This window comes from Bdellovibrio sp. HCB288 (assembly GCF_047305935.1).
GTDB lineage: Bacteria > Bdellovibrionota > Bdellovibrionia > Bdellovibrionales > Bdellovibrionaceae > Bdellovibrio.
In genome coordinates, this window is the sequence record NZ_CP178619.1 from 3,018,392 (window position 1) to 3,044,292 (window position 25,901).

Annotated in this window: 31 protein-coding genes and 1 tRNA gene; 15 read left to right on the top strand and 17 right to left on the bottom strand. The window is 46.2% G+C overall.

Features of this window, described 5'->3' with window-relative positions:
- Nucleotides 1-26: 26 nt before the first annotated feature.
- The 4 genes from ACLVWR_RS14725 to ACLVWR_RS14740 all read right to left on the bottom strand — a co-directional run bounded on the left by ACLVWR_RS14725 (nucleotide 27) and on the right by ACLVWR_RS14740 (nucleotide 3,637).
- Nucleotides 27-1,265: a hypothetical protein gene (locus ACLVWR_RS14725; protein WP_413581384.1), complete on the bottom strand. Its 1,239-nt coding sequence runs from the start codon at nucleotides 1,263-1,265 to the stop codon at nucleotides 27-29.
- Nucleotides 1,266-1,578: 313 nt separating this feature from the next.
- Entirely contained in the window at nucleotides 1,579-1,884 is a 306-nt protein-coding gene (locus ACLVWR_RS14730; RefSeq protein WP_413581385.1) for a helix-turn-helix transcriptional regulator, read from the bottom strand.
- The gene (locus ACLVWR_RS14735) at nucleotides 1,874-2,155 is read right to left on the bottom strand and encodes a type II toxin-antitoxin system mRNA interferase toxin, RelE/StbE family (protein WP_413581386.1); all 282 of its coding nucleotides are present in this window, start codon (nucleotides 2,153-2,155) and stop codon (nucleotides 1,874-1,876) included. The genes ACLVWR_RS14730 and ACLVWR_RS14735 overlap by 11 nt, the downstream gene beginning before the upstream one ends.
- A gap of 228 nt (nucleotides 2,156-2,383) precedes the next feature.
- On the bottom strand, nucleotides 2,384-3,637 hold the full coding sequence (locus tag ACLVWR_RS14740; protein ID WP_413581387.1) for a collagen-like protein: 1,254 nt from the start codon (nucleotides 3,635-3,637) through the stop codon (nucleotides 2,384-2,386).
- Between the two features lie 313 nt (nucleotides 3,638-3,950).
- Here ACLVWR_RS14740 and cysK point away from each other — a divergent pair, with 313 nt between their 5' ends.
- Both cysK and ACLVWR_RS14750 read left to right on the top strand, forming a co-directional pair.
- Complete coding sequence (cysK, locus tag ACLVWR_RS14745; protein ID WP_413581388.1) at nucleotides 3,951-4,949, top strand: cysteine synthase A; 999 nt, start codon at nucleotides 3,951-3,953, stop codon at nucleotides 4,947-4,949.
- A 3-nt stretch (nucleotides 4,950-4,952) separates the two neighbouring features.
- Nucleotides 4,953-5,699 carry an endonuclease/exonuclease/phosphatase family protein gene (locus ACLVWR_RS14750; protein WP_413581389.1) on the top strand — a complete coding sequence of 249 codons (747 nt, stop codon included), beginning with the start codon at nucleotides 4,953-4,955 and terminating at the stop codon, nucleotides 5,697-5,699.
- Between the two features lie 9 nt (nucleotides 5,700-5,708).
- Here the strand turns inward: ACLVWR_RS14750 and ACLVWR_RS14755 are convergent, their stop codons facing one another.
- The 4 genes from ACLVWR_RS14755 to ACLVWR_RS14770 form a co-directional block, all read right to left on the bottom strand.
- Nucleotides 5,709-6,014, bottom strand: a complete 306-nt coding sequence (locus ACLVWR_RS14755; RefSeq protein ID WP_413581390.1) for a BrnA antitoxin family protein — start codon at nucleotides 6,012-6,014, stop codon at nucleotides 5,709-5,711.
- Complete coding sequence (locus ACLVWR_RS14760; RefSeq protein ID WP_413581391.1) at nucleotides 5,917-6,246, bottom strand: BrnT family toxin; 330 nt, start codon at nucleotides 6,244-6,246, stop codon at nucleotides 5,917-5,919. Before ACLVWR_RS14760 ends, ACLVWR_RS14755 begins: the two co-directional genes overlap by 98 nt.
- A 113-nt stretch (nucleotides 6,247-6,359) precedes the next feature.
- The gene (locus ACLVWR_RS14765; protein WP_413581392.1) at nucleotides 6,360-6,887 is read right to left on the bottom strand and encodes a hypothetical protein; all 528 of its coding nucleotides are present in this window, start codon (nucleotides 6,885-6,887) and stop codon (nucleotides 6,360-6,362) included.
- The gene (locus ACLVWR_RS14770; RefSeq protein WP_413581393.1) at nucleotides 6,874-7,410 is read right to left on the bottom strand and encodes an RNA polymerase sigma factor; all 537 of its coding nucleotides are present in this window, start codon (nucleotides 7,408-7,410) and stop codon (nucleotides 6,874-6,876) included. Before ACLVWR_RS14770 ends, ACLVWR_RS14765 begins: the two co-directional genes overlap by 14 nt.
- A 66-nt stretch (nucleotides 7,411-7,476) precedes the next feature.
- Here ACLVWR_RS14770 and ACLVWR_RS14775 point away from each other — a divergent pair, with 66 nt between their 5' ends.
- The 4 genes from ACLVWR_RS14775 to ACLVWR_RS14790 all read left to right on the top strand — a co-directional run bounded on the left by ACLVWR_RS14775 (nucleotide 7,477) and on the right by ACLVWR_RS14790 (nucleotide 10,980).
- Nucleotides 7,477-8,106 carry a hypothetical protein gene (locus tag ACLVWR_RS14775; protein WP_413581394.1) on the top strand — a complete coding sequence of 210 codons (630 nt, stop codon included), beginning with the start codon at nucleotides 7,477-7,479 and terminating at the stop codon, nucleotides 8,104-8,106.
- A 12-nt stretch (nucleotides 8,107-8,118) separates the two neighbouring features.
- Nucleotides 8,119-8,394 carry a heavy-metal-associated domain-containing protein gene (locus tag ACLVWR_RS14780; protein ID WP_413581395.1) on the top strand — a complete coding sequence of 92 codons (276 nt, stop codon included), beginning with the start codon at nucleotides 8,119-8,121 and terminating at the stop codon, nucleotides 8,392-8,394.
- Nucleotides 8,369-8,746, top strand: coding sequence for a hypothetical protein (locus ACLVWR_RS14785; protein ID WP_413581396.1), 378 nt, complete (start codon nucleotides 8,369-8,371; stop codon nucleotides 8,744-8,746). The genes ACLVWR_RS14780 and ACLVWR_RS14785 overlap by 26 nt, the downstream gene beginning before the upstream one ends.
- A 170-nt stretch (nucleotides 8,747-8,916) precedes the next feature.
- Nucleotides 8,917-10,980, top strand: coding sequence for a sodium-translocating pyrophosphatase (locus tag ACLVWR_RS14790; RefSeq protein ID WP_340596283.1), 2,064 nt, complete (start codon nucleotides 8,917-8,919; stop codon nucleotides 10,978-10,980).
- 128 nt (nucleotides 10,981-11,108) lie between these two features.
- Here the strand turns inward: ACLVWR_RS14790 and ACLVWR_RS14795 are convergent, their stop codons facing one another.
- On the bottom strand, nucleotides 11,109-11,381 hold the full coding sequence (locus tag ACLVWR_RS14795) for a TMEM165/GDT1 family protein (RefSeq protein WP_340596282.1): 273 nt from the start codon (nucleotides 11,379-11,381) through the stop codon (nucleotides 11,109-11,111).
- On the opposite strand from ACLVWR_RS14795, the gene ACLVWR_RS14800 reads away from it, so the two are divergent.
- Nucleotides 11,350-12,030: an exopolysaccharide biosynthesis protein gene (locus tag ACLVWR_RS14800; RefSeq protein WP_413581397.1), complete on the top strand. Its 681-nt coding sequence runs from the start codon at nucleotides 11,350-11,352 to the stop codon at nucleotides 12,028-12,030. The genes ACLVWR_RS14795 and ACLVWR_RS14800 overlap by 32 nt on opposite strands.
- A gap of 66 nt (nucleotides 12,031-12,096) precedes the next feature.
- The gene (locus ACLVWR_RS14805; RefSeq protein WP_413581398.1) at nucleotides 12,097-12,540 is read left to right on the top strand and encodes a cysteine rich repeat-containing protein; all 444 of its coding nucleotides are present in this window, start codon (nucleotides 12,097-12,099) and stop codon (nucleotides 12,538-12,540) included.
- Nucleotides 12,541-12,591: 51 nt separating this feature from the next.
- Here the strand turns inward: ACLVWR_RS14805 and tsaA are convergent, their stop codons facing one another.
- From tsaA to ACLVWR_RS14825, 4 genes are read right to left on the bottom strand one after another with little or no spacing between them, the layout of a single operon-like run.
- A complete protein-coding gene (tsaA, locus tag ACLVWR_RS14810) occupies nucleotides 12,592-13,377 on the bottom strand; it encodes a tRNA (N6-threonylcarbamoyladenosine(37)-N6)-methyltransferase TrmO (RefSeq protein ID WP_413581399.1) in 786 nt (261 codons plus the stop codon).
- A complete protein-coding gene (locus tag ACLVWR_RS14815; protein WP_413581400.1) occupies nucleotides 13,347-14,129 on the bottom strand; it encodes an RNA methyltransferase in 783 nt (260 codons plus the stop codon). Before ACLVWR_RS14815 ends, tsaA begins: the two co-directional genes overlap by 31 nt.
- Nucleotides 14,129-16,204 (bottom strand): methionine--tRNA ligase, encoded by a 2,076-nt coding sequence (gene metG, locus ACLVWR_RS14820; RefSeq protein ID WP_413581401.1) that lies wholly within the window; start codon nucleotides 16,202-16,204, stop codon nucleotides 14,129-14,131. The genes ACLVWR_RS14815 and metG overlap by 1 nt, the downstream gene beginning before the upstream one ends.
- A gap of 23 nt (nucleotides 16,205-16,227) precedes the next feature.
- Nucleotides 16,228-17,127, bottom strand: coding sequence for a carbonic anhydrase (locus ACLVWR_RS14825; protein ID WP_413581402.1), 900 nt, complete (start codon nucleotides 17,125-17,127; stop codon nucleotides 16,228-16,230).
- 144 nt (nucleotides 17,128-17,271) lie between these two features.
- Here ACLVWR_RS14825 and ACLVWR_RS14830 point away from each other — a divergent pair, with 144 nt between their 5' ends.
- Nucleotides 17,272-18,231, top strand: coding sequence for an aminotransferase class IV (locus ACLVWR_RS14830; protein ID WP_413581403.1), 960 nt, complete (start codon nucleotides 17,272-17,274; stop codon nucleotides 18,229-18,231).
- 32 nt (nucleotides 18,232-18,263) lie between these two features.
- On the opposite strand, the gene ACLVWR_RS14835 is transcribed toward ACLVWR_RS14830, so the two are convergent.
- Together ACLVWR_RS14835 and ACLVWR_RS14840 are read right to left on the bottom strand one after the other, a co-directional pair.
- The gene (locus tag ACLVWR_RS14835) at nucleotides 18,264-19,307 is read right to left on the bottom strand and encodes a rod shape-determining protein (RefSeq protein WP_413581404.1); all 1,044 of its coding nucleotides are present in this window, start codon (nucleotides 19,305-19,307) and stop codon (nucleotides 18,264-18,266) included.
- A gap of 1 nt (nucleotide 19,308) precedes the next feature.
- Entirely contained in the window at nucleotides 19,309-19,926 is a 618-nt protein-coding gene (locus tag ACLVWR_RS14840) for a hypothetical protein (RefSeq protein WP_413581405.1), read from the bottom strand.
- A 26-nt stretch (nucleotides 19,927-19,952) separates the two neighbouring features.
- Between ACLVWR_RS14840 and ACLVWR_RS14845 the strand changes: the two genes are divergently transcribed.
- The 4 genes from ACLVWR_RS14845 (at nucleotide 19,953) to ACLVWR_RS14860 (ending at nucleotide 22,732) form a co-directional block, all read left to right on the top strand.
- Nucleotides 19,953-20,771, top strand: coding sequence for a glycosyltransferase family 2 protein (locus ACLVWR_RS14845; protein ID WP_413581406.1), 819 nt, complete (start codon nucleotides 19,953-19,955; stop codon nucleotides 20,769-20,771).
- Entirely contained in the window at nucleotides 20,752-21,726 is a 975-nt protein-coding gene (locus ACLVWR_RS14850) for a hypothetical protein (RefSeq protein ID WP_413581407.1), read from the top strand. Before ACLVWR_RS14845 ends, ACLVWR_RS14850 begins: the two co-directional genes overlap by 20 nt.
- 80 nt (nucleotides 21,727-21,806) lie before the next feature.
- Nucleotides 21,807-21,882 (top strand) — tRNA-His (locus tag ACLVWR_RS14855).
- A gap of 550 nt (nucleotides 21,883-22,432) precedes the next feature.
- Nucleotides 22,433-22,732, top strand: a complete 300-nt coding sequence (locus ACLVWR_RS14860; RefSeq protein ID WP_413581408.1) for a hypothetical protein — start codon at nucleotides 22,433-22,435, stop codon at nucleotides 22,730-22,732.
- Between the two features lie 3 nt (nucleotides 22,733-22,735).
- Here ACLVWR_RS14860 and ACLVWR_RS14865 read toward each other — a convergent pair whose 3' ends face one another.
- Complete coding sequence (locus ACLVWR_RS14865) at nucleotides 22,736-23,104, bottom strand: hypothetical protein (RefSeq protein ID WP_413581409.1); 369 nt, start codon at nucleotides 23,102-23,104, stop codon at nucleotides 22,736-22,738.
- A gap of 169 nt (nucleotides 23,105-23,273) precedes the next feature.
- Between ACLVWR_RS14865 and ACLVWR_RS14870 the strand changes: the two genes are divergently transcribed.
- Complete coding sequence (locus tag ACLVWR_RS14870) at nucleotides 23,274-24,053, top strand: hypothetical protein (RefSeq protein ID WP_413581410.1); 780 nt, start codon at nucleotides 23,274-23,276, stop codon at nucleotides 24,051-24,053.
- 138 nt (nucleotides 24,054-24,191) lie between these two features.
- On the opposite strand, the gene ACLVWR_RS14875 is transcribed toward ACLVWR_RS14870, so the two are convergent.
- Complete coding sequence (locus tag ACLVWR_RS14875; protein WP_413581411.1) at nucleotides 24,192-25,019, bottom strand: metallophosphoesterase family protein; 828 nt, start codon at nucleotides 25,017-25,019, stop codon at nucleotides 24,192-24,194.
- A 9-nt stretch (nucleotides 25,020-25,028) separates the two neighbouring features.
- On the opposite strand from ACLVWR_RS14875, the gene ACLVWR_RS14880 reads away from it, so the two are divergent.
- Nucleotides 25,029-25,901: a lipid kinase gene (locus ACLVWR_RS14880; RefSeq protein ID WP_413581412.1), complete on the top strand. Its 873-nt coding sequence runs from the start codon at nucleotides 25,029-25,031 to the stop codon at nucleotides 25,899-25,901.

The following is a 25,901-nucleotide window of genomic DNA, read 5'->3' on the forward strand; positions in this document are numbered from 1 at the left end:
GCAGAGCGTAATTGGCATGACTTGGATTATTGTCCGATTGTTACGCGAACGTTGGTGTCGATCATACCGAGCTGACCATCTTCGCCGTCTTTTCCATCAGCGCCGGGGGCGCCGTCTTGCCCTTTTTTTCCATGGGATGCGGTTGCGCATTTATGGAAATGATTTCCCGGAGCTCCGCCTGGACCACCAACTTGTCCCGGGTTGCCTTTGCCTTTACGGCCACCTTTACCGGGCTTTTGGAATACATCGAGAGAAAAATTTGAATGATCTATGACCTTTACGCTGAGGTTGCCAGTCGAACCACCTTTAGAACCATCTTCTCCACGAGAGCCACTCAGTCCATTCGCGCCATCTGAGCCTGAAGTTGGGTTTGTGATACAGCGTGGTTCCTGAGCGCCCGAGCAATGCTTACCGTGACAAGGAACCATTTTAGATAAAACGCCGTCATCGCCATTCTTTCCTGCTGCTGCAGGTTGACTCATGTGGCGACGGCCTTGTTCGGAAATTAGATCGATGGCATCTCTGCCGTCGGTGCCGTTTACGCCTATCATTGCTACGTACAGTTTGCCTTGGGCGTAGTCGGATTCGATGGAGATGTTGGAGTTCTGGAATTCCAGCGGTATTTTGCCTAATGTTTTCTGGTTGAAAGTTACTATGTGGGAATTATCCTCTGCTATGCCCGTATGGGTCCTTAGTTCTTCCACATAGAGACGTTTTGTTTTAATTCTTAAATCGTGTCCATTAGTGTAGAGTTGCGCTCCATTTAAAAAGTACACTCTATTTGCGTTAACAATTAATTCAGATTCCAAATATCCTGTTCGACTTACAATGTAGTCGGGTGGGCTTACCAAATCATCTCTTTCGAGTTGTGATTGAAACGCACCGCCATGAGCCGGTGGAGCGTAAGCTCGAAGCACGAGCTTTATTTTTTGGTTGTGTTTTGTGTCGTATTTAAATGTATTGTGGCCGCTAATGGTTTTTTGGTGTGTCCCATTTATATAGATTTCCATAGACCCAACTTCCTCAGGCCATTTAACAACCATCTGGTAGTAACCGGGCTCTTCCAACTCCACGAACTCAACAGAAGTATTCGAAGGCTTAAGAACAACCACGCCGTTCTTATGATCCTCCTGCATCTGCTTAGTAACCTCATCCGCCAGCTCCTGGCGCTGTTTATCCTCGGCATCTTCCTTCTTGAAAGCACATGCGCCGACAGACAAACACAATCCAAGAACCAAAATTTTATGCAGCAAAGGCGACTTCATAAAAATACTCCGTTAAGACGGTCAGAATAAAAAATCACGTTCTTTATACCGTGAAATCTATGGCATTTCAGAGGGATCCGGAGAGTTGGAAGTAATTGCCAGAATGTCCAAAGTTCAGTCACTCAATTAAGGTTTGTTTTGTCTCTATTGCAATTGGTTGTGCTTCGGGCCGGTTCATTTGGTCGATGGAGCTGATTGGTTTTGAGGTGTCAGGCAGTTTCTGTAAAGTAATAGTAACTTCAGTTAAGTGCGGAGTACGGAGGCGGCGCAGAACCGATATCGGTTCTGCAGGGCACAATGTAATGGAAGGCGATTAAGCGGGTTGTTTGAGTTCGATGGTTAGTTTTAGGCCAGCTCTTCGCAATGAGTCTCGGATAGAGCATTCGACTGCCAAAACCTGGGATAGCCCACATTTCTTTGCTAACTTGATGGCAAGCTCAATACTTACATGCTGACGGCCTTTTTCGATATCGCACAGGGTACTTTTTGATATCTTTAGGAACTGTGCCATTTCTGTCTGAGTCATGTCGCGATTGGTGCGCGCGGACCTCAAGAAACCGCCGAACGAAAGCGGTTCTGTTGTTTTTTCCAGTAGCTTTCCAAGGTTTTTAGTACGCATGTTTATTTACCTCTATAACTGTGATTTCGATATCGCCTTTGCTGGGTATGTAAATGACCCTGTAAGCGTGGTTCAGGCGAACCGAACGTTGTCCCAGTCGATTTCCCTTAAGCGGTTCGTCGTGATAGCCGCTTAATTTTCTGGTTTCTCGAATTCCGATGAGTTGTACGGTTTCCACCCAGTATCTAAGTGCCTCTCGAATATTGTGTGGAAGCTTCCTGATTTGCTTTTCTGCCTGACGAGATATCAGGACAACTGTGAAAGGACTCATCAATACCCTTCAGTACGGTAAGTTACCGTACTATTACGTAAAAGTCAATTGGTTGCAGAGAAGGGTATGTGCAGGAACTGTATCTGGTTTATTAGCGGTTTTGTTCGAGGTGGTTAGGCTTGGGTTGCGGTTATCGGATTTGAATTGAGAGAAAATGCGACGGAGAGGTCAAAGTCGCAGCGCGGAACCGATGTCGGTTCCGCAGGGCGCAATGTAATGAATGATGTTTTAGTTATCGGTCTTGTCTAGTTTGATGTTGGTGGTGATTTGGCCGTAGGCGCCGCGTGGGCCTCTAGTGCCATCTTTACCATGGGCGCCATCAGCACCGCGAGGGCCTTGTGCAGCATTTTTGCAGCGATTTTCTGGATTCTTCCCTGGATCTCCACCGTCACCCCCAAGTTGCCCTGGGGTACCAGAGCTTCCCATGCCTCCAAGTCCGGCTTTTCTGTAAACGCTAGCGTTGAATTCGGAGTCGTTTTTAATGTCGATGACTAAGTCGCCTGTATTTCCGCCAGGGTTGCCGTTTACACCATTAAGGCCATTCGCGCCTTGCGCGCCAGGGTTTCCGTCTTTGGGGTTTTCTAGGCAAACGGATAATTTCTTACATACTTCTTTTGCATTGAATGGAAGCTGTTCGCACTCGGGTGGGACTGTGAGGATCCCATCAGCTCCGGAAGATCCCTTGGTTGCTTTTGAAGGGAGCTGCATGAATCTCTTCCACGCAGGAGTTTCGGTAATTAGTTTAGCATCATAACCTGTTACTCCGATCATTGAAATCATCAGATCGCCAAAGGCTTGATTCGCAATAATGGATATTCTTCCCGGAGAGAGTTCGTTGGGATTTATAGATTTTCTATCGAAAGGAAAAGTAGCAATCTGTGCTCGATCATACTCGTTTCCAATTAAGTCTGATGCTTCCACATAAAGTTTATTCGTGTTGATTTCAAGGTTATGGCCATTCGTTACTATTTTGCTTCCTTTTCTTAAGTAAGCTCGATTTACCTTAAATAATTCTGCCTTTGAAAGGTTGTATATGCCGTCTAAGATGAAATCCTTATGCGCTTCTTTTTCAATGCCGATGCTGGAAAGAAAACCTCCTCCTTCTTGGAGTGTTGCATAGGCTCTCAATACGATTTGGTATTTTTGGGAATGTGGTGTAGAGATGCTAAACGACTTTTCTTTAAAACTTCCGATGACTCGACCGTTCAAAGTAACTTCCATCATCCCAACAGCGTCCGGCCATTCAATGACCATATTGTAGGAGCCTGGAGTTTCATTCTCATCAAAGCGAACGGATACGTTTTCTTTAGTCAGCGTACCTTCAAAAGCAATCTTTTCCTTCTTCTCATCCAACTGCTGAGTCACGACATCCGCCAACTCCTGGCGCTGTTTATCCTCAGCATCTTCCTTTTTGAAAGCACATGCCCCGACAGACAAACACAATCCAAGAACCAAAATTTTATGCAGCAAGGACGACTTCATAAAAACACTCCGCTAAGACGGTCAGAATAAAAAATCACATTCGTTATACCGGAGTTCCTGCCTGTTTCAGAGGCAAGCTTTGGGCAGGGAAAGAGTTACTTAGGGTGTCTGATTCTTAGACATTGCCGGGGGCTAATAGCCAAATAAACAGCAATCTGTAAAGAAGCAGGCGTCTATGATTTGGACGCATTAAAACCTTGTACTAAAACAAGGTCGGGGATTGGCAGAAAACTCCTAAATTTCCCCTCTGCCACTGGTGTCCCCCTGAAGTCAGGAGTAGACTGAATATCTAACTAAAAGGAACTATTCACCCATGAGAATCTATTCTGACATCACAAAAACCATCGGTAAAACACCCCTCGTGCAAATGCAAAGAATCGGCAAGGGGCTTCCTGGAAATCTGCTGCTAAAGCTTGAATTCTTCAACCCGCTGGCGTCGGTTAAGGATCGTATCGGTCTTGCGATGATTGAAAATGCAGAGCTTGAGGGAAAACTAAAGCCCGGAATGGAAATCATCGAGCCCACAAGCGGCAACACCGGTATTGCGCTGGCGTTTGTCGCCGCTGCAAAAGGTTACGTCATCACTTTGGTGATGCCAGAAACGATGTCGCAAGAGCGCAGAACTTTGTTGCTTCTATTGGGCGCAAAAATCATTCTGACTCCGGGGCCATTGGGCATGAAAGGTGCTATCGCCAAGGCGACAGAACTTCATGAACACAATAAAAATTCCTGGATGCCAGGGCAGTTCAATAATCCTGCAAATCCTGCGATTCACAAAGAAACAACAGCATTGGAGATCTGGCAGGACACTGATGGCCAAGTTGATATGGTGATCAGTGGCGTGGGTACTTCCGGTACGATCACAGGTGTGGGCCAGGTGTTGAAGGCAAAAAAACCGTCGGTGAAAATTATCGCAGTTGAACCCACAGAAAGCCCGGTGCTGTCTGGTGGTAAACCAGGTCCACACAAAATCCAGGGATTGGGAGCGGGCTTTGTTCCGTCGGTCATGGATCGTGGAGTCGTAGACGGGGTTGAGCAAGTGTCCTCCGAAGAATCCATCAAAATGGCCCGTGAGATCATCAAAAAAGAAGGCATCCCGGTCGGAATTTCTTCCGGTGCAGCGGTCGCAGCAGGACTTCGTCAGGCTTCGAAAGAAGAAAATCGTGGCAAGAATATCGTTGTCATTATCCCAAGTATGTCGGAAAGATATCTTTCAACATTGCTGGCAGAGCAGGAGCGCACCGAAGCTCAAGCTTTGAAAGTGCATGAAGTGAACGAAGCTTACTTGGCTAAAGTGGGCAACAAAGGATAGTGAATGGTTCCCTTTAAGATTCCAGAAATTGGAAAGGTATTGATGAAGATCGGGGAGGCCGGTGAAGTGCTGGCTCCCACTTCTGAATTGAATATCTTTGTCTGGAATGTCTATAAGGGGCAGCGCGCGCATATTTTCGAAAACGATTTCCGCAAACACGGCAGTGGTAAGGACTTTATTCTATTGCAGGAAGCCTTGGTCGATAATAAAATGCCGCTCTTGTGGAAGCAGGATTTCTCCTCATACGAATGGCATCTGGCGCAAAGCTTTCACTACAAGAAAAATCAAAATAGTACTGGCGTTGCGATTGGCTCCAAGTACACACCAAGTGCGGTGGATTTTATTCGCTCAAGTTCGCGCGAGCTTTTCTGGCTGACACCCAAGCTGACACTCTTTAGTGAGTATGAGTTTGAAGGCAGAAAAGTTCTGGTCGTGTGCACACACGTTTTAAACTTTGTGACTACGGGTGCATTCACGAATTCACTCTATGAAATTGCCGAGCGTATTTCCACCTTTGATGGCCCTGTGGTTCTGGCAGGGGACTTCAACACGTGGAATGTAAAACGCCACCTGATTATGAAATCCATCTTCCGTGATTTAAAATTAGAGCATTTGGATTTGGAAAATGACGGACGCCTGCTAAAACTTGATCACGTCTTTGTTCGCGGCTTTGATGTCTTAAAAGCGGAAGTCCATAGCTCCGTATTAAGCTCGGACCACTTTCCACTGGAAATTAAGCTAAAACTTTAAGCTTGGGTCTTAGACAGCCTTCTTTAAAATATCGTTGATCAGGCTCTGGTAGGGGATGCCTTGTTTCTTTGCTTTCTTTTTAAGTTTAGTCAGAACCTCTTCGTCAATGCGAATGGAGACAGCTTTTCTGGGGAATTGAGAGATCAATGGTCGGCCTGGTCTGACCATTTTCTTCAGTTGCACTGGAGTTAGCTCTGGCATCTCGGAGAAATCAATCTCAGATTCTTTCACCTCCCGATAAGGAATACCTTTTTTCGCGAGAGCTAGCAATTCTGGCACTGATAATACGACAGTAGCGGATTTCTTTTTCTTCATGTATCGTTCTCCTAATCGTGTGCACCACATAAAGGTGACGCTCATTGGACGATTTGCCAATAGCTATGAGTCGATCTTCGTCGGTCGAATGCTTGGTGTCCGGAAAAGAATGTAGATTTTCATCGAACCAAATTGTCGCAGCTTCATCGAACGCGACTCCATGCTTGTTGAAATTCCGTAGATTCTTATCTGAATCCCATTGAAAGAAGACCTCACTATTATGTATATACATAAATATTCTCTAGGTAAAGATGTTAGAGAACATTTAAAAGCAATAGCTGTGCGCCAATTGCGTACAGTTAAAATCTATTTGGTAAATTAAGAAAGCGAATGTCGGATTTATGTTTAGCTAAAACGAAAATATTTTTTCAAAGTCATCCGCGATACCGAAGCCATTTCCCCGGCTATCAAAGCTCCGAAAATCCAGAAGACCCCAGCCTCCCAGGAGATCCCCTGAGCCAGCATCGCGAATACGCCTAAAGACAGCAGGGCCACAGAGCCGATCGACAGCGATCGAGAACGCATCACCACCAGCCACTCGTCGTACTTCAATACCATACGCGCCAGTATAAATGTCACTGCCAAATAAAAAGCTCCGCAGAATGCCTGACAAAACATCGGGGAGATTTTCATGAAGACGTCCATCAATCCCTCGCCCTTAAAAAATAAACGCGTGCCGAATTGAGGGCAGGCCATCAGGGTAAAGAATGAGCTTACCAGATGGATTCCACCGAGTTTTACCGCGACAGCTGATTTTTTTGGAGCCGTGCGCGCAATTTCAGAATGAATTTTGTTTAAGACAAAAGAAGAACCTGCAGATACCTGATCCGCATCGTTTTTAAAAGACTCAAAATCATTTTTAACGTCTTTCATTTCTTCTCCTTAGTGCTTTCAGTGCCCGGCTTACCAGTTGACGAATGTTGCTGTCCGAAGTTTTCATTCGTCGTGCCATTTCATCGTATTCCAGCTCGTCCAAATACCTCAATCGCAAAGCCTCTTGCTCGCGGGGCTTTAATTCGTTCAGTAAAACCGCCGCTTCCTCCTCATGCTCTATATTAGGAGGAGTGACCTCAGTTTGTGACAAACTATCATCCCATTCGAGGTCCGTTCGGTTTTCTTTCTTGCGATAGTCTTTTAATTCACTGCGAGTGATGACGTAGATCCAGGCCAAGGCTTTGTGCTTGGGATCGTAGAGGTGTTTCTTACGAAAGACCTGCATAAAAACGATCTGCAGAATCTCGTCCGCTTTTTCCGCCGCCAGACCTCGTTTTTTCGCATACGCAAGAACGCGCCCTGAATGTCTCAAGTAGAGATAGTCCAATGCCTTCGTCTCTCCATCAGCCAGAGAGATTAAAAGTTCTTCGTCTGTTTGGTCTTCTAATTTTTTTTCAACCACTTTGTCACAAAACCTTTTTACCTATCCTAGTAGCGGATGAAGGAACACACAAGCAGGAAGTAAGACATGATAAAGCTCCTACTCGCACTCTCAGCGATTCTCCTCACTCAGGCCGATGCATTTGGGCATCCGGTTTCCTATCAAGGGGCCGTGTCGCTTATGTCATATAATAAGCCCGAAGAAAATGAATTGCTATTAACATACTCCTTTAAATCATATGTGGCCGCAGGCCTGTATTACTTCCGCGAAGGCGACACAAACTACTCTATGCCGCGAGTGAATTTGCTCGCAAAGCGCTGGAATAACGAAGACTCACAGGCAAATATTTATTTGGGCGCAGGATACGGTGTCGAGAAATCCTATGATGAGAATAAAGGCGTGGGATTCGGTTCGATAGATGTCGATTGGGAGTCTCGCCGTTACTATACCGCCGCCGCGTACAGCCGTTTTTTTAGAGACAATTCTGAAACGCAAACGCGCCCGGATTTTGAAATGATCAAAGCCCGGATGGGGTTTGCTCCCTATCTGGCTGAGTACAACGACATCAATGCCTGGTTGATTTTGCAGGCGGATAAGAAAAATGATTCCGGAACGGAGCTCACCCAATTTGTAAGGTTGTTTTACAAAAATGTTCTGATTGAGTTGGGTGCGGGTTTTAACGGTAACTGGGGATTTAACTATATGGTTCATTTTTAATAAGGAGAAATCATGAAGGCTTTAATTTTCACACTCTCAATTCTTGCTTCCACTTTGGCATTCGCAGCAGAAACAGAAACAGTCGGGGTGAACGGTATGGTCTGTTCTTTTTGCGCACAGGGAATAACCAAAAAATTCCAGGAACAGCCAGAGGTTGATAAAGTGGATGTCAGTCTGGAAAATAAATTCGTCAAACTTACTTACAAGGACGGAAAAAAACTTTCTCATGAGAAAATTTCCTCCTTACTAAAGGATGCAGGCTATGAAGTTAGCTTCGACAAAAAATAGTTTCGTCGCGTATGTGACTCTATTTAGTTCTGCGGGGACGCTCATTTGTTGTGCGCTTCCCGCGCTCATGGTGAGTCTTGGGCTTGGGGCGGCGCTTGCAGGGCTTGCGAACAATGTCCCAGGACTTATTTGGATTTCTGAACACAAAGTCCAAGTGTTCATTTTTGCAGCAGTGATGCTGGCATTTAATGGCGGATGGTTATGGTTTAATCGCAACGCGCCTTGTCCTATCGATCCCGCACTTCGGGATGCCTGCATAAGTGGCAGAAAGTTCTCAACTCGCGTTTACGCGATCTCAGTAGCGATTTTCCTAACCGGTGTCTTTTTCGCATTCATCGCTCCCAACCTCTAAAGGTACGGACACACCTTCTCCACAAGTGGAGAAGGTGTGTCCGTACCTTTAGCTAACGCGCCGAGCCTGAAAAGCGTGAACTCAGCACTCCCTTCATTGACTGCATGCAATGTTTTTATTATCCCTAAGTCTTCGTAATTTAAACGAGAAATCAAACATGGAGTGCAACAATGTTTAGTAATAACTTGCTAATGTCTCCAGCGATCGCTGGGGTTATTGGTTTGGTGTTGGCAGTAGTTCTGTACCTTCGCGTGAAGGCACAGCCAGCTGGCAATGAAACGATGAATCGTATCGCGGGCTATGTTCGTGAAGGTTCAATGGCTTTCCTTGTACGTGAGTACAAGGTTCTTTTTGTCTACGCTATCGTCGTAGGCTTGATTCTTTGGTTCGCATTAGGCTTGGTTGCAGCAGGATCATTCATCCTGGGTGCCTTCTTGTCTTTGCTTGCTGGCTTCTTCGGTATGAAAGCTGCGACTTACGCAAACGTTCGTACTACTCAAGCGGCAGCGACGGGTTCCAAACCAGCAGCTTTGCTAGTTGCTCTGGACGGTGGCGCAGTCATGGGTCTTTCCGTTGCAGGTTTGGCTTTGATTGGTCTTGGTTGCCTTTACTTGAAATTTGATGGCACTGAACAAATGGGCACAATTCTTCACTCATTCGCAGTAGGTGCTTCTTCGATCGCACTTTTCGCGCGTATCGGTGGTGGTATCTATACTAAAGCGGCTGACGTTGGTGCAGACATCGCTGGTAAAGTTGTAGAAAACATTCCTGAGGACGACCCTCGTAACCCAGGCGTTATCGCAGATAACGTGGGCGACAACGTTGGTGACGTGGCAGGTATGGGTGCTGACATCTATGAATCGATGGTTGCGGCTATCGTTTCTGCAACAGCAATCGCTTTGACTATCCCTCTTGAGGGCTTGTCTAAATTGATCGCTGAAGGTGCTGATGCAGCCAATGCTCGTACTGCGGGCGTTATGCTTCCATTGCTTCTTTCTGGCCTAGGCATGGTGATCTCTATCATCGTGATCTTTGCTGCGCGTATTTTCAAAAACGGAAAACCAGCAACGGTTCTTCGTAATGCTTTGATCATCCCGCCAATCCTGTTGACGATCGCTTCTTACATCATCATGCCAATGTTTGGTCTTTCCCAAACAGTCACTGTTGCTTTGGCAGCAGGTGCATTCGGTGGTGCTTTGATCGGTTTGATCACTGAGTACTACACGGCTGCTCGTCCGATCCGTTTGGTTGCTGAGGCAGCTCTGACGGGTGCGGGTACTGGTGTGATCCGTGGTCTTGCAGTAGGTATGGAATCCACTGCGATCCCAATGTTGATCGTGGTTGCTGCAGCTTATGCTGCTGACCAGGCTTTGGGTCTATACGGTATCGCTATCGCCGCAGTTGGTATGCTAGCTGGTACTGCAGTTGTAATGACGGTAGATGCTTACGGTCCTATCGCTGACAACGCGGGTGGTATTTCTGAGATGTCTGGTCTTGGTAAAAACGTTCGCGACATCACTGACGAATTGGATGCAGTTGGTAACACAACAGCAGCTATTGGTAAGGGTTTCGCAATCGGTTCAGCTATTCTAACGGTTGTTGCTCTATTCTCGGCATTCAACATGGAAGTAAACCATGTTCGTATCAAAGCGGGTATGGCTGCAATGTCTTTGGAGCTAACTACTTCAGGCGTATTGATCGGTATCTTGATCGGTGCAATCCTTCCGTTCCTTGTTGGTTCAACAACAATGACTGCGGTTGGTAAAGCTGCTCAGAAAATCGTAATCGAAATTGCTCGTCAATTTAAGGAAATCCCAGGCCTTCGTGAAGGTAAAGCAGAACCACAACCTGCACGTATCGTGGATATCGCAACAAAAGCAGCTCTAGTAGAGATGATTTTGCCAGGTATGATCGCGATCCTGGCTCCGGTAGCAGTTGGTTTCTTGATGGGGCCTCAGGCTCTGGCAGGTATGCTTGCTGGTTCATTGGCTGTTGGTGCTACAATGTCTCTATTCATGGCGAATGCCGGTGGAGCATGGGATAACGCTAAGAAATTCATCGAAAAAGGTGGATTGCCAGGTCATCCTAAAGGTTCTGACGCTCACAAAGCAGCTGTCGTTGGTGACACTGTTGGTGACCCGTTCAAAGATACTTCAGGTCCAGGTGTTGCGATCTTGATCAAAGTTATGTCTGTCGTTTCTTTGTTGATCGCTCAATTGATCGCTACTATCTAGTAGCGATCTTTGACCCGAGTAATTCAAAACAAAAAAAGGAGTCTTAACGACTCCTTTTTTTTGTTTGCCAGCGTTACATAATGCTTTGCGGTTTCGAATTTGTTTTTCAGCAGGCAATCGTAAGCCGATTACCCTTTAGATGTTAATACCCAAATCCCGACCAGGATAAACAGAGTTCCAGACACGTACTTCATCATTTGTGGATTCAATAGTTGTCCTAAGTATCGACCAAAGATAACACCCAATGCGCCTGCAAGTCCCAAAGCCAACACAACAGCAATTAGAACAGTCATAGTCGACTTGGTCTGGCTGGACGCTGCCAATGCGGCAAACTGAGTTTTGTCACCCATTTCCGCCAGGAAAATAGTGATGAATGTGCTCGCAAAAATCTTCCAATCCATAGCCGGTCCTTTAGAATATAATAGAATCTTAGTCATAGGTTCTTGGCGAAAGGAAAGCAAATTGAAAAGTGAATTTATTGCCGCCATGGATCTGTTGCAGGAAGAGGCAGGGCATGGGGATCTCTCTCTGAAAAAAGTTTTTCAGCTACTGGGAGAAGAGGGCCACGGAATGATTTTATTGTTCCTGTGTTTGCCGTATTTATTTCCGATTCCTGTACCGGGACTTTCCACTATTTCTGGTGTGCTGATAATTCTGGTTTCTTTTTTTCTTTTGCGCCGACGTCCACCATGGTTGCCAAAAAGGTGGGAGAACGTCTGCGTTTCTTCACGGACAGTTTTAAAACTTAGCAATTATGCCGAGAAAGTCTGGACCTATGTGGCCAAGATCGTAAGAAAGCGCATGATGTTCTTTCATGATATGCAGGCCTTTCGCTTTTTGAATTTTGTGGTGTTGGCCGCAAACGCTTGTATGTTAGCGCTTCCTTTGCCCATTCCATTTTCAAATACAGTACCGGCCATTGCTATCGTGCTTTCTGCAATCGGATATCTTGAAAAAGACGGTCTATTCACACTTTTTAGTTATTTGTGGTGTGCCGTTGTGATCAGTTTTTTCACATCCCTTGCTATGGGAGCTAAACTTTTGTTGTAGTCCGGCAAATCAATATTGCATCAAATCTGAACAGGTCTATGATTATGCTATTCCATAGGAGGAAAAATGAAATCATTGATCGTCATGTGCGCCCTTGCTTTAGCAGCTAGTGTTTCTTATGCGCAAACGCCAGGAGCTGCAGCTCCACCTACGAACACCGCGCCAGAAGGCACACACGATGTCGTCGGCACTATTAAAACTGAAGGTCCTTGTATGAAAGACCGCGAACTACTTTGCCCAGGTGTGGCTCCAGGGAAAGACATGCACAAGTGCATGCGTAAAAATAAATCCAAAGTATCCAAAGAGTGCAAAGCTAAAATGGAAGACATGAAAAAGAGCTTCAAAAATATCCATGAAGCCTGTCATGAGGACGTGGAGAAATACTGCTCTGACGTGAAGCCAGGTAAAGGTGCAGTGATCCAGTGTATGAAAGGTCATGAGGACGAAGTCTCTCAAGCCTGCAAGGATCAATTGGCTAAAGTTAAAGACAAGCACAAAAACGGAAAATAATCCGGTTCATTGCAAAAAAGCCTCAACCTCAAGTTGGGGCTTTTTTCCGTATCAAAATGTTTGCTTTAAAAAATCCCGGTGGAGTTCTTTGTCCTGATAAGTGTCGTCAGAGTTCTTTAAATCCTTTGTACTGTAACCACTTTCAATTCGTAAAACAGTCACAGAATTTTCTGTCACGGTGAAGACCGCTCGCCAAGTGCGATAGGCGATAATGAACTCATTTTCAGAGAGATCTTTAACGCGTTTCTTTTTGCCGTTAGTAGGTTCAAATTCCAACTGATGCTGCAAAAAACCACGCAGGTTTTCAACACCCATGGCTTGCAAATAAACCAGGGCTTTTTCTGCGGCTACCGAAAACTCCACAGAATATTTTTCCGCCTCATTAAGCCAATCAGGCTCAACTTCAGGGAAAGAATCCGCATAGGCGACATAGGGTTTGATGTCCAGAATCGGGGAGCCATCCAAAATATCTGCACCCGCAACTGTGATGTTTAATTTTTCAATACTCACCACATCCACGCAGCTCATGCCAACAGGATTGGGACGATAAGGGGAGCGGGTGGCAAACACTCCGATCTTGGTGTTGCGCCCACGAGGTGGCAGCACCATGGGATTCCAGTGGTCGTTGCGATGAAATGCAAATATCACCCAAATTTTTTTGCAGCCCTCAAGGCCTGTCGTCGCCTGTTCAAAATTCTGCCCGGGTAAAAGTTCAATCACGCCTGTCGCATGATGACTGTCGGGCTGGCGGCCCGCTTCATAGGGGTGCACCTGAGAGCTTTTAAAATAACCAATCGGCGTAAGTTCTATTTTCGTGTTCGCCACTGTCTCATCCATTCAAAACCGGCTACCGCCGCAGTGACACCCACATTCAAAGAGTTCTTGCGACCCCGCAAAGGAATCACGCGAACTTCGTCGATCAGCTGCAAAACCGTTGGATCCAATCCAAAGCGCTCATTACCTAAAATAAATGCCGTGGGCTCGGCCTCAAAGTTTTCATAAAGATCCGACGCTGATGCCGCTGTTTCAAGGGCGACCAGACGGTAGCCATTCTCTTTCAGCATCTCCAGGCACTCCATCAAGCGGGGATGTTCCTCCCAGGTCATATACTCCTGGGTACCCATGGCGGTCTTTTCAACTTTCCACTGCGTGGGATTGGGGGTGTAGCCGCAAAGACAGATTCGTTCCGCGCCCAGGCATTCTGCGGTTCTGAAGATCGATCCAACATTAAAGGCGGAGCGAATATTATCCAGGACAAAAACCAAAGGCAGAGTTTCCTGCGGCGCTGTGGCCTTGTCGTTTTCTATGATCAGAAATTCATCATCCTGTAGGTTGCGATTTAAAAGGCGCTCAAAGGGGATCGCAAAGCTTACAAAGTGTTTTAAGGTCATTTTCCCGTGCAAATGATCGCGCAGGGGCGCAAGGCGGCCGACATCTGCATTCTCAGATGAAGTCAGTTGGGCAATTTTCTCTTTAAGTAAAGCAAGTTTAGATGTATCAAAAGAAAAATCCCCCGAGGATTTCTCAAGCTCAATAAAAAGCTTATGAATTTCTTCGAGGGATTTTTTATCCTGAGCTGAAAGGCTCATTACTTCACTCTTTGGCCGACTTTAGCGCCATCATCCGGGGACAGCATGAATAGATCACTGCCTCCTGTGCCCGCCGCCAGAATCATGCCCTCAGACATTCCGAATTTCATTTTACGTGGTTTTAGATTCACGCAAACCAAAAGCTTGCGACCTATAAGTTGTTCAGGTTTGTAAGCTGCTTTAATACCAGAGATGATCTGACGAATCTCGCCGTTCCCGATATCAACTTTCAAACGAAGAAGTTTGTCGGCCTCTTTGATTTCTTCAGCTTCAACAACCTGACCCACACGAAGTTCGACTTTTTCGAAGTCCGTAAACTCGATCTCCCCAGGGCTTGCATCCGTCTCAGTAGCGGGCTTGCCCGCCGTAGCTTTAGCGGAGGACTTGTCTGCGGGCTTGGTGGAGGTGGCCTTCTTGGCTGCCTGGATTTCTTCGTTGATCTTGCGGCTTTCTTCAACCATGGCTTTCACTTTGTCAGCTTCCACGCGGGTTGCAAGGTGCTCGTAATCGTTAATTGAACGATTTGTCAGAACAGTATTGATGTCGCTCCACTTATAGTCGCCTTCGCCTAAAAGCTTGGCCACTTTGGCAGTGTATTCGGGAAGCACGGGTTTTAAGTAGATCGCAAGCATCCTGAAAATATTCAAAGTCGTGGTGATCACTTGTTTTGTGCCAACAGGATCCGCTTCCAATGTTTTCCAAGGAGCTTTTTCGTCAAAGTACTTGTTCGCATCATCAGCAAGCGTTCTGATTTCAGTCAGGGCTTTGGCGAAATCACGGGCCTCAAAGTGGCCAGCGATCACTTCTGATTTGCTTTGCGCATGCGCAATCAGTTTTTGCCCCTCAGCGTCTGGCGTGCTCATCACGCCATCCATTTTTTTCTTCAACATCTGGCCGCCACGGGAGCCCAGGTTTGTGATCTTGCCCACAAGCTCAGAGTTCACACGGTTTACGAACTCTTCCAGATTCAAATCGATATCGTCCACAGAGCTGTTTAGCTTTGTAGAGTAGTAGTAGCGCAAGTACTCTGGATTTAAATGATTCAGATAAGTGCGAGCTGCGATAAAGGTCCCTTTGGATTTGGACATCTTTTCGCCGTTCACCATCAAGTGACCGTGAACGAAGACCTGATTTGGCGAACGGAATTCCGCAGCCTTTAAGAAGGCCGGCCAGAAAATCGTATGGAAGCGCGCGATGTCTTTACCAATGAAATGGTAAATCTCGCGCGTCGGATCCTGCCAGATGTCTTTCAAGGTTTTCCCTTGAGACTTCGCCCAAATTTCAGTCGTGGACATATAGCCCATCGGTGCATCCACCCAAACATAGAAAAACTTTTTGCCATTGGTGCCCGGGATCGGGAAGCCAAAGTACGGCTCATCACGGGAGATATCCAAGTCATGAAGATCCTCGTTAAACCACTCCAGCATTTTTTTTGCGATGTCCGGAGCACAGTGTTTCGGGATCCACTCTTCCAGATATTTTTTGAAATCATTAAGTTTAAAGAAAATACTCTCGGAATCTTTCAACACCGGAGTAGTGCCACACATAGAGCAATGCACTTCTTTCATATCACTTGGTGAATACGTGGAAGCGCACACATCACAAGAATCGCCGTATTGTTCCTTGGCGCCGCACTTAGGGCATGTGCCCTTAACAAAACGATCCGGCAGGAACATCTTGTCGTGGTTGCAGTAAAGTTGCTGAATGGCCTGAGTGCGCGTGTGGTTGCCTTCGACAAACTTTCCGTAGAACTGTTCGATCAGTGCTTTGTTTTCCGGAGCGTTTGTAGATCCGTAGTGAGAAAACTTAACTTGAAAATCAGCGAAGTCAGCCGTGTGTTCTTTAAAAGACGCCGCAATCAACTGTTCTGGAGTGATGCCTTGTTCGCGGGCTTTGACCATGATCGGAGTGCCATGCGTGTCGTCCGCGCAAATGAATACACATTCGTTACCGCGCATAGTTTGAAAGCGTGCCCAGAAATCAGCTTGTAGATACTCCACCAAATGGCCCAAGTGAATGTAGCCGTTGGCGTAGGGAAGGGCACAGGTCATCAAAATTTTACGCGGCGAACTCATCAGCTTTACTCTCCAATTTTACTCTAGTCTTTCCACTCTACTTTGCCTGAATCCAGGTGATAAAGTGCTCTAGAGATTTTTACATCACCAGAGCCTACAGCGTCACGCACGATTTGCGAATGCAGCAAAAGATCGTGAGCCACGCCAGAGACATTTGCAAAGGATTCCTGTATCAAGCCTCGAGACGGAGTTTTCCCAGCAAACTGCGTAATACGAGGTTTAATATCGTCGGCAATCGCGTTTAATGCGGGGCTACCAAGGTCGTTGCCGGTCATGGCTGCTGCCACTGCGCCGCAGGAGCTATGGCCTAATACTACGATGAGGTTTGCACCCAGGTATTGAATGCCGTATTCAATACTTCCGATAACGGATTCATTCAATGAATCACCTGCGGTGCGAACGACAAAGATCTCGCCCAGTTTTTGGTCAAATACCAATTCAGGCGGAACGCGGGAGTCGCTGCACGCCAATACAATCGCGTGGGGTTTTTGGCTCTCCAACAGGCGGGTGCGATCCTTAGAGGCCGCGCCATCCGAGCGCAAACGACCTGTAACATAACGAGTGTTTCCGTTTTTTAACCAACCCAAGGATTTATCCGCAGCAACCGGACCCATCATGCGAGCTTTAGCCCCTGGGATTGCAGTTTGGTTGGAGGTGGTCGCAGCAACAGGTGCAGTGGTGGCAGTGGCTTGTTGGTTTTTTTCAGCCTGTTTTGCAGCTTCGGCGGCGACTGCTTCGCGCAATTCCTGAGCGCGGGCTTGGTCTTCTGCTGTGCCGGAGTCTATGACATTGGCTTTTGCTGGATTGCCTTTTTCATCCTTAAGGGAAACTTGCATTTCCTGATTGGGGGCGCGTCTGCCCTGAAAAAGTGAACACGCGGACAAGCTCATTGCAGCTACTAAAAAGGCCACACGAAAAATCATAGCATCCTCCCTGATGTCTGAAGCTATATTGTCCGAATTGCAAGAATAGAAGGTCAAACTAAAAAACAAAAAACTTGCCAATTTCATGCTGCCATTCTGAGAATAGAAGTGGCTTAAGACTCACTCATAAGGACGGCTTTCAGTATGTCACTTACCTTGCTCACCCCGGCACAGATTCTTGCTAAACTCGCTGAGAAAAAGTATCCAGCTCAGCAATCATACTTAGCCATGTATAGCACTTGGTGGGGTGGAATCGTGACGGAGCCGGGTCTTATGACTGTCCCGGTGGATGATCATCTGGTGCATAGGGGAGATGGCGTTTTTGAGGCAATCAAGGTCGTCAATGGAAGGATCTTTTTGTTTGCAGAACATATGCGTCGTTTGGAAGCTTCCGCAGCCCAAATTGGCTTGAAGCTTCCCATGTCCATCGCGGACGTAAAAACTGCGATTTCTGAAACTATGAAAGTCGCGAATGTTCAAGATGCTTTACTGCGTCTTTACGTCTCCCGTGGTCCGGGTGGATTCACCACGAACCCCTATGACTCTGTTGGCGAACAACTGTATCTGGTCGTGACAACTCTGAAGCTTTTGCCGCCCGAAAAATATCAGGAAGGTGTGAGTATTGCGAAAAGTGCAGTTCCCCCTAAGGAGCCGGCCTTTGCAAGAATCAAATCCTGCAACTATCTTCCCAATGTTTTGATGAAGAAAGAAAGTGTCGATCGCGGGGTTGATTTCACCATCAACGTCGATGAAAAAGGAAATTTTCTGGAAGGCAGCACCGAAAACATGGTCATCTTGGATAAAGACGGTGTTTTAGTCAGACCGCCGCTGCACCAAATTCTTAAGGGCACCACGATGATGCGAACTTTTGAATTGGCAGAGTCCCTGGTTAAAAGTGGTGAGCTTAAAAGCATTCAGGAAAGAAATATCACAGAGCAGGATATCAAATCAGCCAAAGAAGTGATGATGATTGGTACCACCCTGGATGTTTTGCCGGTGACAAAATACGAGGGGCAAAAGATTGGGGCTGGAGTGCAGGGGCCGGTGGCGAAAAAACTCAACGAACTTGTTCGTGAAGATATGAAAAACGCAGAGCAGATCTAAAAAAAAGCCCCGAAAATTCGGGGCTTTTTAGTTTAAACTTCCAATTGAATTTTATCCAAAAGTTCTGGATCCGAAAGTACTGCTTCGCCACCCAAGGCGATGGCTGTTAGTGGGCTGTCGGCCACGCGCACATTCAAGCGCACTTCGTTTTGAATGCGCAAGTCAAAGTCGCGAATCAAAGCGCCACCACCAGCAAGGACAACGCCACGTTCGATGATATCTGAAACCAACTCGGGAGGCGTGTGCTCAAGTGCCTTATGAATGGCATTGATCACTTCCTGAATACAGGAGTTCATCGCAAGACCCACTTCTTCCGAACTCACGTCAATGGACTTTGTCATCCCTGTCTCCGCGTCGCGGCCAGTGATGCTTGCCATTTTGATGTCTTTCTTGGGAACAGCTGTGCCGATTGCGACTTTCAGGTATTCAGCAGTCACATCGTTGATGATCAGTTTTTTGTAGCGTTTGAAGTAGTCAATGATAGCGTCATCAATTTTGTGACCACCCACGCGGGCAGCTTCACAATAAACGATGTCAGCCAAAGCGATAACTGCAACTTCCGTTGTGCCGCCGCCCATATCTATGATCATATTTCCTTCAGCAGATTTCACATTCAAGCCAGAGCCAATCGCGGCCGCCATCGGCTCGTCGATCAGAAATACTTCCTTCGCGCCGGCTGCTTTACAGGATTCGATCACGGCCTTCTTTTCCACTTCGGTCACACCATACGGCAAGGACACGACAATGCGCGGGCGTGAGAAAGCAGATTTAACTCCGGGCTGGCTCAGGAAATGTTTCAACATGACTTCAGTGGTTTCAAAGTCAGCGATGACGCCATCACGGATTGGTTTTTGCGCAAAAATATTTCCAGGGTTGTTTGCCAGTTTCTCCTTGGCATCGGTACCGACTGCGATCACGCGCTTGCGCCCCGGGCTTGTTTGTTGGTACGCAATCAGGGACGGCTCATTCAGAATGATGCCTTTCCCGCGAGCCGCGATCAAAGTGTTCGCGGTGCCCAAGTCGACATACAAATCAGCAGCGGTGCCGGCTTCATCTTTAAAAAACCATGAAAACATATTAATTACCGAATCCTTTGCTGCTTTCAAAAGGGAAAGTCGCGAAAATACTGATGTAAGTGTACGATTTATTCAAGTCTACACCAACTTCACCACCCAAAGTCATTGTGTCTTTTAGGTCTGGGTGCTGCCATTCTGTTCCCACCGCCAAGTTTGTAGCCACATAGTTGTCTTCCTTGGTGTTCAGGTAAGTGAATGGAATTGCGATGTAAGGGACGGTCAAACCATATTCAGTCTCAAATCTTTTGCTCAAAAGAGGAGCTGCTTGAACTTGCAAGACGTTGTCGTCATTATCGCGGGCAAAGCCGATCCCTGCACGGATACCCATGGCAGGCTGATTGGCGAAATCTGGAATGGGGATCCATTTAACGCTGGCAAATGCATTAAAGTCGATAGTTCCGCCGCCGATCAAAAAGCGCGCGCTGGTGGAATCGTTCAGGCCGGTTTCGACAAAAACATCGAAGTTTGCGCCGCTTTCCCGGTTGGTTAGAATCTGAGGTTCAAAACCTACTTGAATAAGATTGGAAGAAAGAACTTCCCCGGACTCCAAAATGCTCAGATAAGCATGGGCCGGCGAAGACAAAAACAGACATAAAACGAAGTATTTAGCAAAATTCATCAAGAAAAACCTTTCAGCTCAAAAAAATGGTATCGAGTTGCGAATCATTTGACAAGACCTTGATCGAATACCAATCTAATTCAGTGACGAAACTTCCTATTTCTCTTGTTGTGATTGCCCTAAACGAAGAAGCGCACATCGACCGCTGCATTCGTTCCGTTCCCTTTGCCGATGATGTTGTGGTGGTCGACAGCTTTTCGACGGATCGCACCGTGGAGATTGCTGAAAAAGCAGGCGCCCGCGTGTTCCAGGAAAAGTGGCGCGGTTTCGGTCCTCAGAAGGCCTTCGCGGCCGAGCAAGCCAAGCACAATTGGGTTCTCTCTTTGGATGCTGACGAAGCACTCAGTCCAGAGCTTGCCTCAGAAATAGTTTCCAAGTTTTCAAGCCTTGATCCGGAAGCGGGTTACTTGTTTCCGCGCAAATCCTTCCATATGGGAAGATGGATTATGCATGGGGGATGGTATCCTGACTTCCAATTGCGTTTATTTAACAAATCAAAAAGCAGCTGGAATTCCGCAAACGTACATGAAAAGGTCGAAGTAAAAAGTCATCTTAAGATGACCTCACCCTTACTGCATTATGTCTTTGATGATTTAAGCGATCAGGTTGTCACAAATGACAGATATTCGGGATTGGGAGCTCGTGAATTGCAATCTCGTGGGGCGCAGTTCTCCTGCTTAAAGATGATTTTTAAGCCTTTTGGTAAATTCGTTGAAACTTATTTCGTAAAAGCAGGATTTTTGGATGGTTTGCCAGGCTTTGTTATCGCCATCGGGGCCGCTTATTCGTTATTCTTGAAGTATGCAAAACTCTGGGAGCTCGAGCGTGTTAAAGAAAACACTTAATCTTAAAGCGATACTTTCACTACTTACTTTAAGCGCCGGAATTGCCGTGGCGGCTCCACCCAAATATCCAGCCATTGAAGAGGTTGTTGGGAAGGTTGTTTTGACCGGAAAAGATGGCCATAAGGTCAATCTGACCCGCAATACGCCTTTGCAGGAAAAAGCTCTTTTTGAAACGGGCGAAGACTCCAGTGTGCGCATTGCATTTGGCGAAGTTCGTAAATTCACAGTTCTACCCAACAGCTCGGTCCTTTTGCCAACCATCAGCTGGGAGGGCGGTGAAGCACCGGTCTTGATTTTAAACTCCGGAAGTTTGCGATGGCTGCAAAAAGAGGGCGAGAAAACTCGTTACAACACGGTGTTGCGTACCGACCTTTACGAGTTTATTCCGCCGGCTGGTGATTTCATCTTTAATCTGAATCCTCCCAAAGCCTATGGCGAGGTGAAGGTGATTAAAGGTTCTATCGAGTTTTCGGCGATGAACGGTGAAACAACGGCAACAGCGAAAGCGGGAGAGCAGGTCGGCTTTCAAGGGATTATTGAAGGCGGGGAGATCGCCTACGATGTTCTTTTGAAGGGGCGCAAAATTCCCCGTGGCAACTTGACTCCAGTCACCAAGATGTCGGTCAAAGAGATTGCACTATTCGACGGTGCCGATAAGAAACGCCAACAGCAAGAAGCAAATCGAGTTCGCAAGGAGCGGGAAGCTGCTGAGGCGGCAAAGCGCGCAGGAGGCGTATGTTCCGCGCCGGCTGCGAACTTTAACGAGTGTTCCTGGGTGTGCAAGGGTAACCCTAAGGGGCAAAAAAAGCAGTGCCTTTTAAATAGCCCAGGGGTCACATGTGAGCGTCGCCGCTGCAATGCAAATGGCGAATGGTCTGACTTAATGGTCCTAAATGCGCAAAATGCCAGCATTCACTGCCAGGCTCAGCCGGTCGTAGCCCCTTGTGATTATTAGGGTTTAAAGAATTTTAAAAAACCGCTTTTTCGATCTTGCACTTTGTCCGCCAAGGCTCTATAAAAGATCTTCCTTTTGTGGTGGCCGTAGCTCAGTTGGTAGAGCATCGGATTGTGATTCCGAGTGTCGCGGGTTCAAGCCCCGTCGGTCACCCCATTTTTTCTCTTCATTTTCCTGCGATAATCTAAATATCAAAAGTTCAATTGCTCCGGCAGTCTTAATTGGATAGGCAAAAAATCCATTTTTTTTGGGAATAGGTCCAGCCCCAACGATCTCTTCAATTTCGGATCTGTTTAAGTACAACGATACAATTGAAGACATATGTGTCTGAATACTCCTAAAGGGAGGATTACTATGAGAAACCAAGATTCAAAAAGAGATAGTAAAGAGCAAGAGACGACGAAAGGTAAAAGCAGCAAGGGAGCTGGGAACAAAGGAAAAGAGTCGACAAAATCTAATCGCATGTCGTCTTCTCAGTCAGAAAAAAGATCAGCAAGTCGTAAGTAGTTCTTTGTAGTTTAAAAGTTTAAGCCCGCCATACGTGCGGGTCTTTTTATTTTAATTTTGATAGTGAAATAAATGCTTAGCCTAAGTCCTGGATGAAAATGCTCAGTGTCGAGAGTCATTACATACTCACTAGAAAATTCGAGCCTACCCAGTTAAATTTCAATAGCCAATCAAGGCAAAAATTTGAATGAGGTTTAATATGGCTAATCAAAATCCACAATCTCAACCAAACCAAAATCGGGGATCACAACAGGGTGGTCAAAACAATCCAAATAAAGAACAAGAGAGAAGAAATACTTCTGATAGACCTGGCTCTCCAAGCCACGAAGAAGAGCAAAGACGCTCGAGCAGCAGTGATTCACCCGAAACTCGCAAAGCCAATCGTTCAGATGAGTCTATTGATAACGAATCGGACGATATGGATTTCGACGAAAATAACGAAAACAGAGAGAGTGAGCAAAATAGAAAAGACGGCCCACGTAACGTAAGTCGTCACTAGTATTCAAATTATTTCGTTTATAGAAAAAAGCGGAAGTCTTTCAAGCCTGTTGTTTGGCTGAAAGACTTCCGTAAAAGGGCAAACGGCGTCACTCAGCCATTTATAATCCTTTTCGCTCACAGCCTTCCAAGGTTGATCCTTGGCGAGCGATGGATCTTTCTTAGCCATTTCGGCAATTCTGCGTAACATAAAGTCTGCTTGAACGGGAAGTGGTTTCTCGCACCAAAGAGTCCCATCATTGTCGAACACAGCGATGCGATCTTCAGGTCTAACAAAATCTGCGGAGTCTGAATCAGTCACACGACGAACAAAGTCGATAATGGCGTCTTTTGATGAACTGTTATTCCATAATTTTAGAGGATCAAGTTTCATTTTGTCTCCATAGCGTCAAACGGTAGCGAGGCGCCGGACTGTGTTCAATCAAAGCTCAAACTTTTACATCAGAGCAAATTCCGATGTTTTAATGCAACAACTCATCAAAGGCGTTGGCGACAAAAAATCTGATACTTCAAAATACAGGTAGCTACGAAAAGGAGTAAACATGGTGAATGAATCATTTAAAACAGAGCCGAGTGGTTACAGCCATCTAGTCTGTTGGCGATCTGCTTTGGCCGGGTTGGTCATTGGTGTGGTTGTAGTCATGGGCACGCTGGCATTGTCTATAGCCTTCGGTGGCATCGGTCTTGATGATGGATCGACAATAAAAAGCGCAAGTGTTTTTGCCGGCGCAAGCGTTGTGGTGGCACTAATACTTGGAAATTTCGTTGGAAGCTACTATGCAGTTCGTATAGCCCGCCGCCGAGTTGATGTCGTCGGTGTGATGCAGGGTCTGTTGGTCGGTGGCCTTTGCACGCTGGTCATTGCCTGCAATGCCATGGCTTCAGTGGCTGCGTTAGGAAAAGTAACAGGTGCTGCTCTCGGTGCCGCGACAGCGACCGCAGGTGGAATCGCCTCCTCACAGGGGCCATTGATCCAGGATATTATTCAGGATGCGCTGGGAAATCGAAAATTGGCATCCGATCCAGAGGTCATTGTGAAGAATCTCTCTTCGCGACTTATTCGTGGTGATCAGGAAAGTGCTAAGAACTACTTGGCTGCGCAGGCAGGAGTTAGGGAAGACGAAGCAAATAAGATGATCGCGGTTGCAAAAGAAAAAGTCGACAAGACTTTGGAAGACGCACGGAAAGCGGCGGCGACAACATTGAAGGCCGTTGGATGGAGCAGCTTTGTGACGATCGTCTTGGCCATGATCGCGTCCGCTTTGGGTGGAATGATGGGGGCTGTTTGTAATGAGCGTCGAATGATCGACGTGCCAAAATAGGAGATATCTATGAACCCGATTAAAATAGTGAACAACACGAAGGGTGCAATTGGTTGGATTCTACTATGGGCACTAGGCATTCCAATTCCAATTTTAATTGTCTTGTTTTTGATTCGTGGTGGCACCTAGGAAATATTTTTATAGTATCCCATTTGAAGCTGGTGGAGTAATTTCCGGCTTCAGAAATTTTTGATTCATTTTAATTAATCGAGAAGACTGAGCTTCTTTAGTGATAAAGCCAGATTCTCCCAAAAAATATGTTTCAATTTTTATTTCTTTTCCATTTAATTCAAGAATATGAAAATTGTTCTCCTCACCACGTAGTCGGCTGGAAGTGGCGCTTCCCGCCGATATATGCAAGATTTCCTGATGAGTTTCTGGATTCACTAATTCAATCCAATTCAGATGGGAGTGTCCGCTCAGGACGATATTGGGTTGAAGAGCGGCCAATTCGTTGACGAGTTCTCTGGGGCGTATTTTGGCCAGAAGTTTCGGGACGAAAAGTGGATGGTGACAGGCGACAATGCGTACTGCGTGTGGATTGGCGACTGAAAATATTTTTTTGGCACGTTGAATATCTGATTTTAGAATTCTTCCTTCAACTGTGCGTATAACCGAAGCTGTTCTGATTCCCACGACGGATAGCTCTTGGTCTTGGTAACTGTCCGTCGTTATATTTCTTATAAATTTGTTATAGTTCTTCAACGGCTGTACAAGTCGAGACCAGAAATTATACAAAGGGATATCGTGGTTGCCAGGGATAGTCAGAACAGGGACGGGCATTCTCTTGATAAATTCAGCGGCTTCTTTAAACTGTTTACGACGTGCTCGTTGAGTCCAATCACCGGTCATAATGATGAGATCCAGATTAAGGGTGTCATTCTGAAGAAATAGTTCCAACGACTTTATCGCCGGGGGATTTATTCGGCCAAAGTGGAGGTCAGAAATGTGTAACACTCGCTTCATCTTAATGTTATGAACAATATATTAGTTTTAGTCAATCCCAACGCCCGTCAAGGCAACCAACTTGAACCTGAAATAAAAAATTGGCTGAAAGACCAAGGGTACAATGTGTTGAATTCCAGCTTGGGTTCTGACAAAGATAAAATGAATGTGATCATCGAGAAGTATCATCATAAAAAGCCAATTGTTTTGGTAGGCGGCGGTGATGGCTCTGTTAACGAAGTGTTGTCAAGCCTGACAAAGTATCAACTTCCCTTGGTTGTGATCCCTTGCGGTACGGCTAATAATCTTGCGCGGTCACTGGATATTCCATCAGACCATAAAGAGGCGTTGTCTTTGCTGCTTCAAGGAAAGATTAAAAACATTGATGTCGGTGTTGCCAACGGAATTCATTTCGTAAACGTGATTGGCATAGGTTTAAGTACACAGGTAAATCGCGCAGTTCCTTCAAAAATGAAAAGAATATTTGGAGTTTTTGCCTTCGTAATGACGGCGTTACAGTTGGCTAAACGAATGACGCCGTTTCGAGTGCGCATACGATGTGACAATAAAGAACATACGGCATATTCTTGGCAACTTTCCGTGTGTAATGGAAGAAATTACGGAAATGGTCTGGTTATTCATGAAGACGCAAAATTGGATGATCAAACGTTGCATGCCTTAAGTACCGAAGTGGAAAAATGGTGGCACGCGTTTGCATTGGTGCCGTCATTGTTAACGGGAAAATTTAAAACCACTCATCCAGTCACGGCATTTTCTGGCAATAGAATGGAAATAGAAACCAAGCGACCAATGAATGTGGATGTTGATGGTGACGTAAAAACAAAAACACCGATAAAAGTCGAAATTTTACCAAGGGCTCTGCAAATTTACGTGCCTCACTGA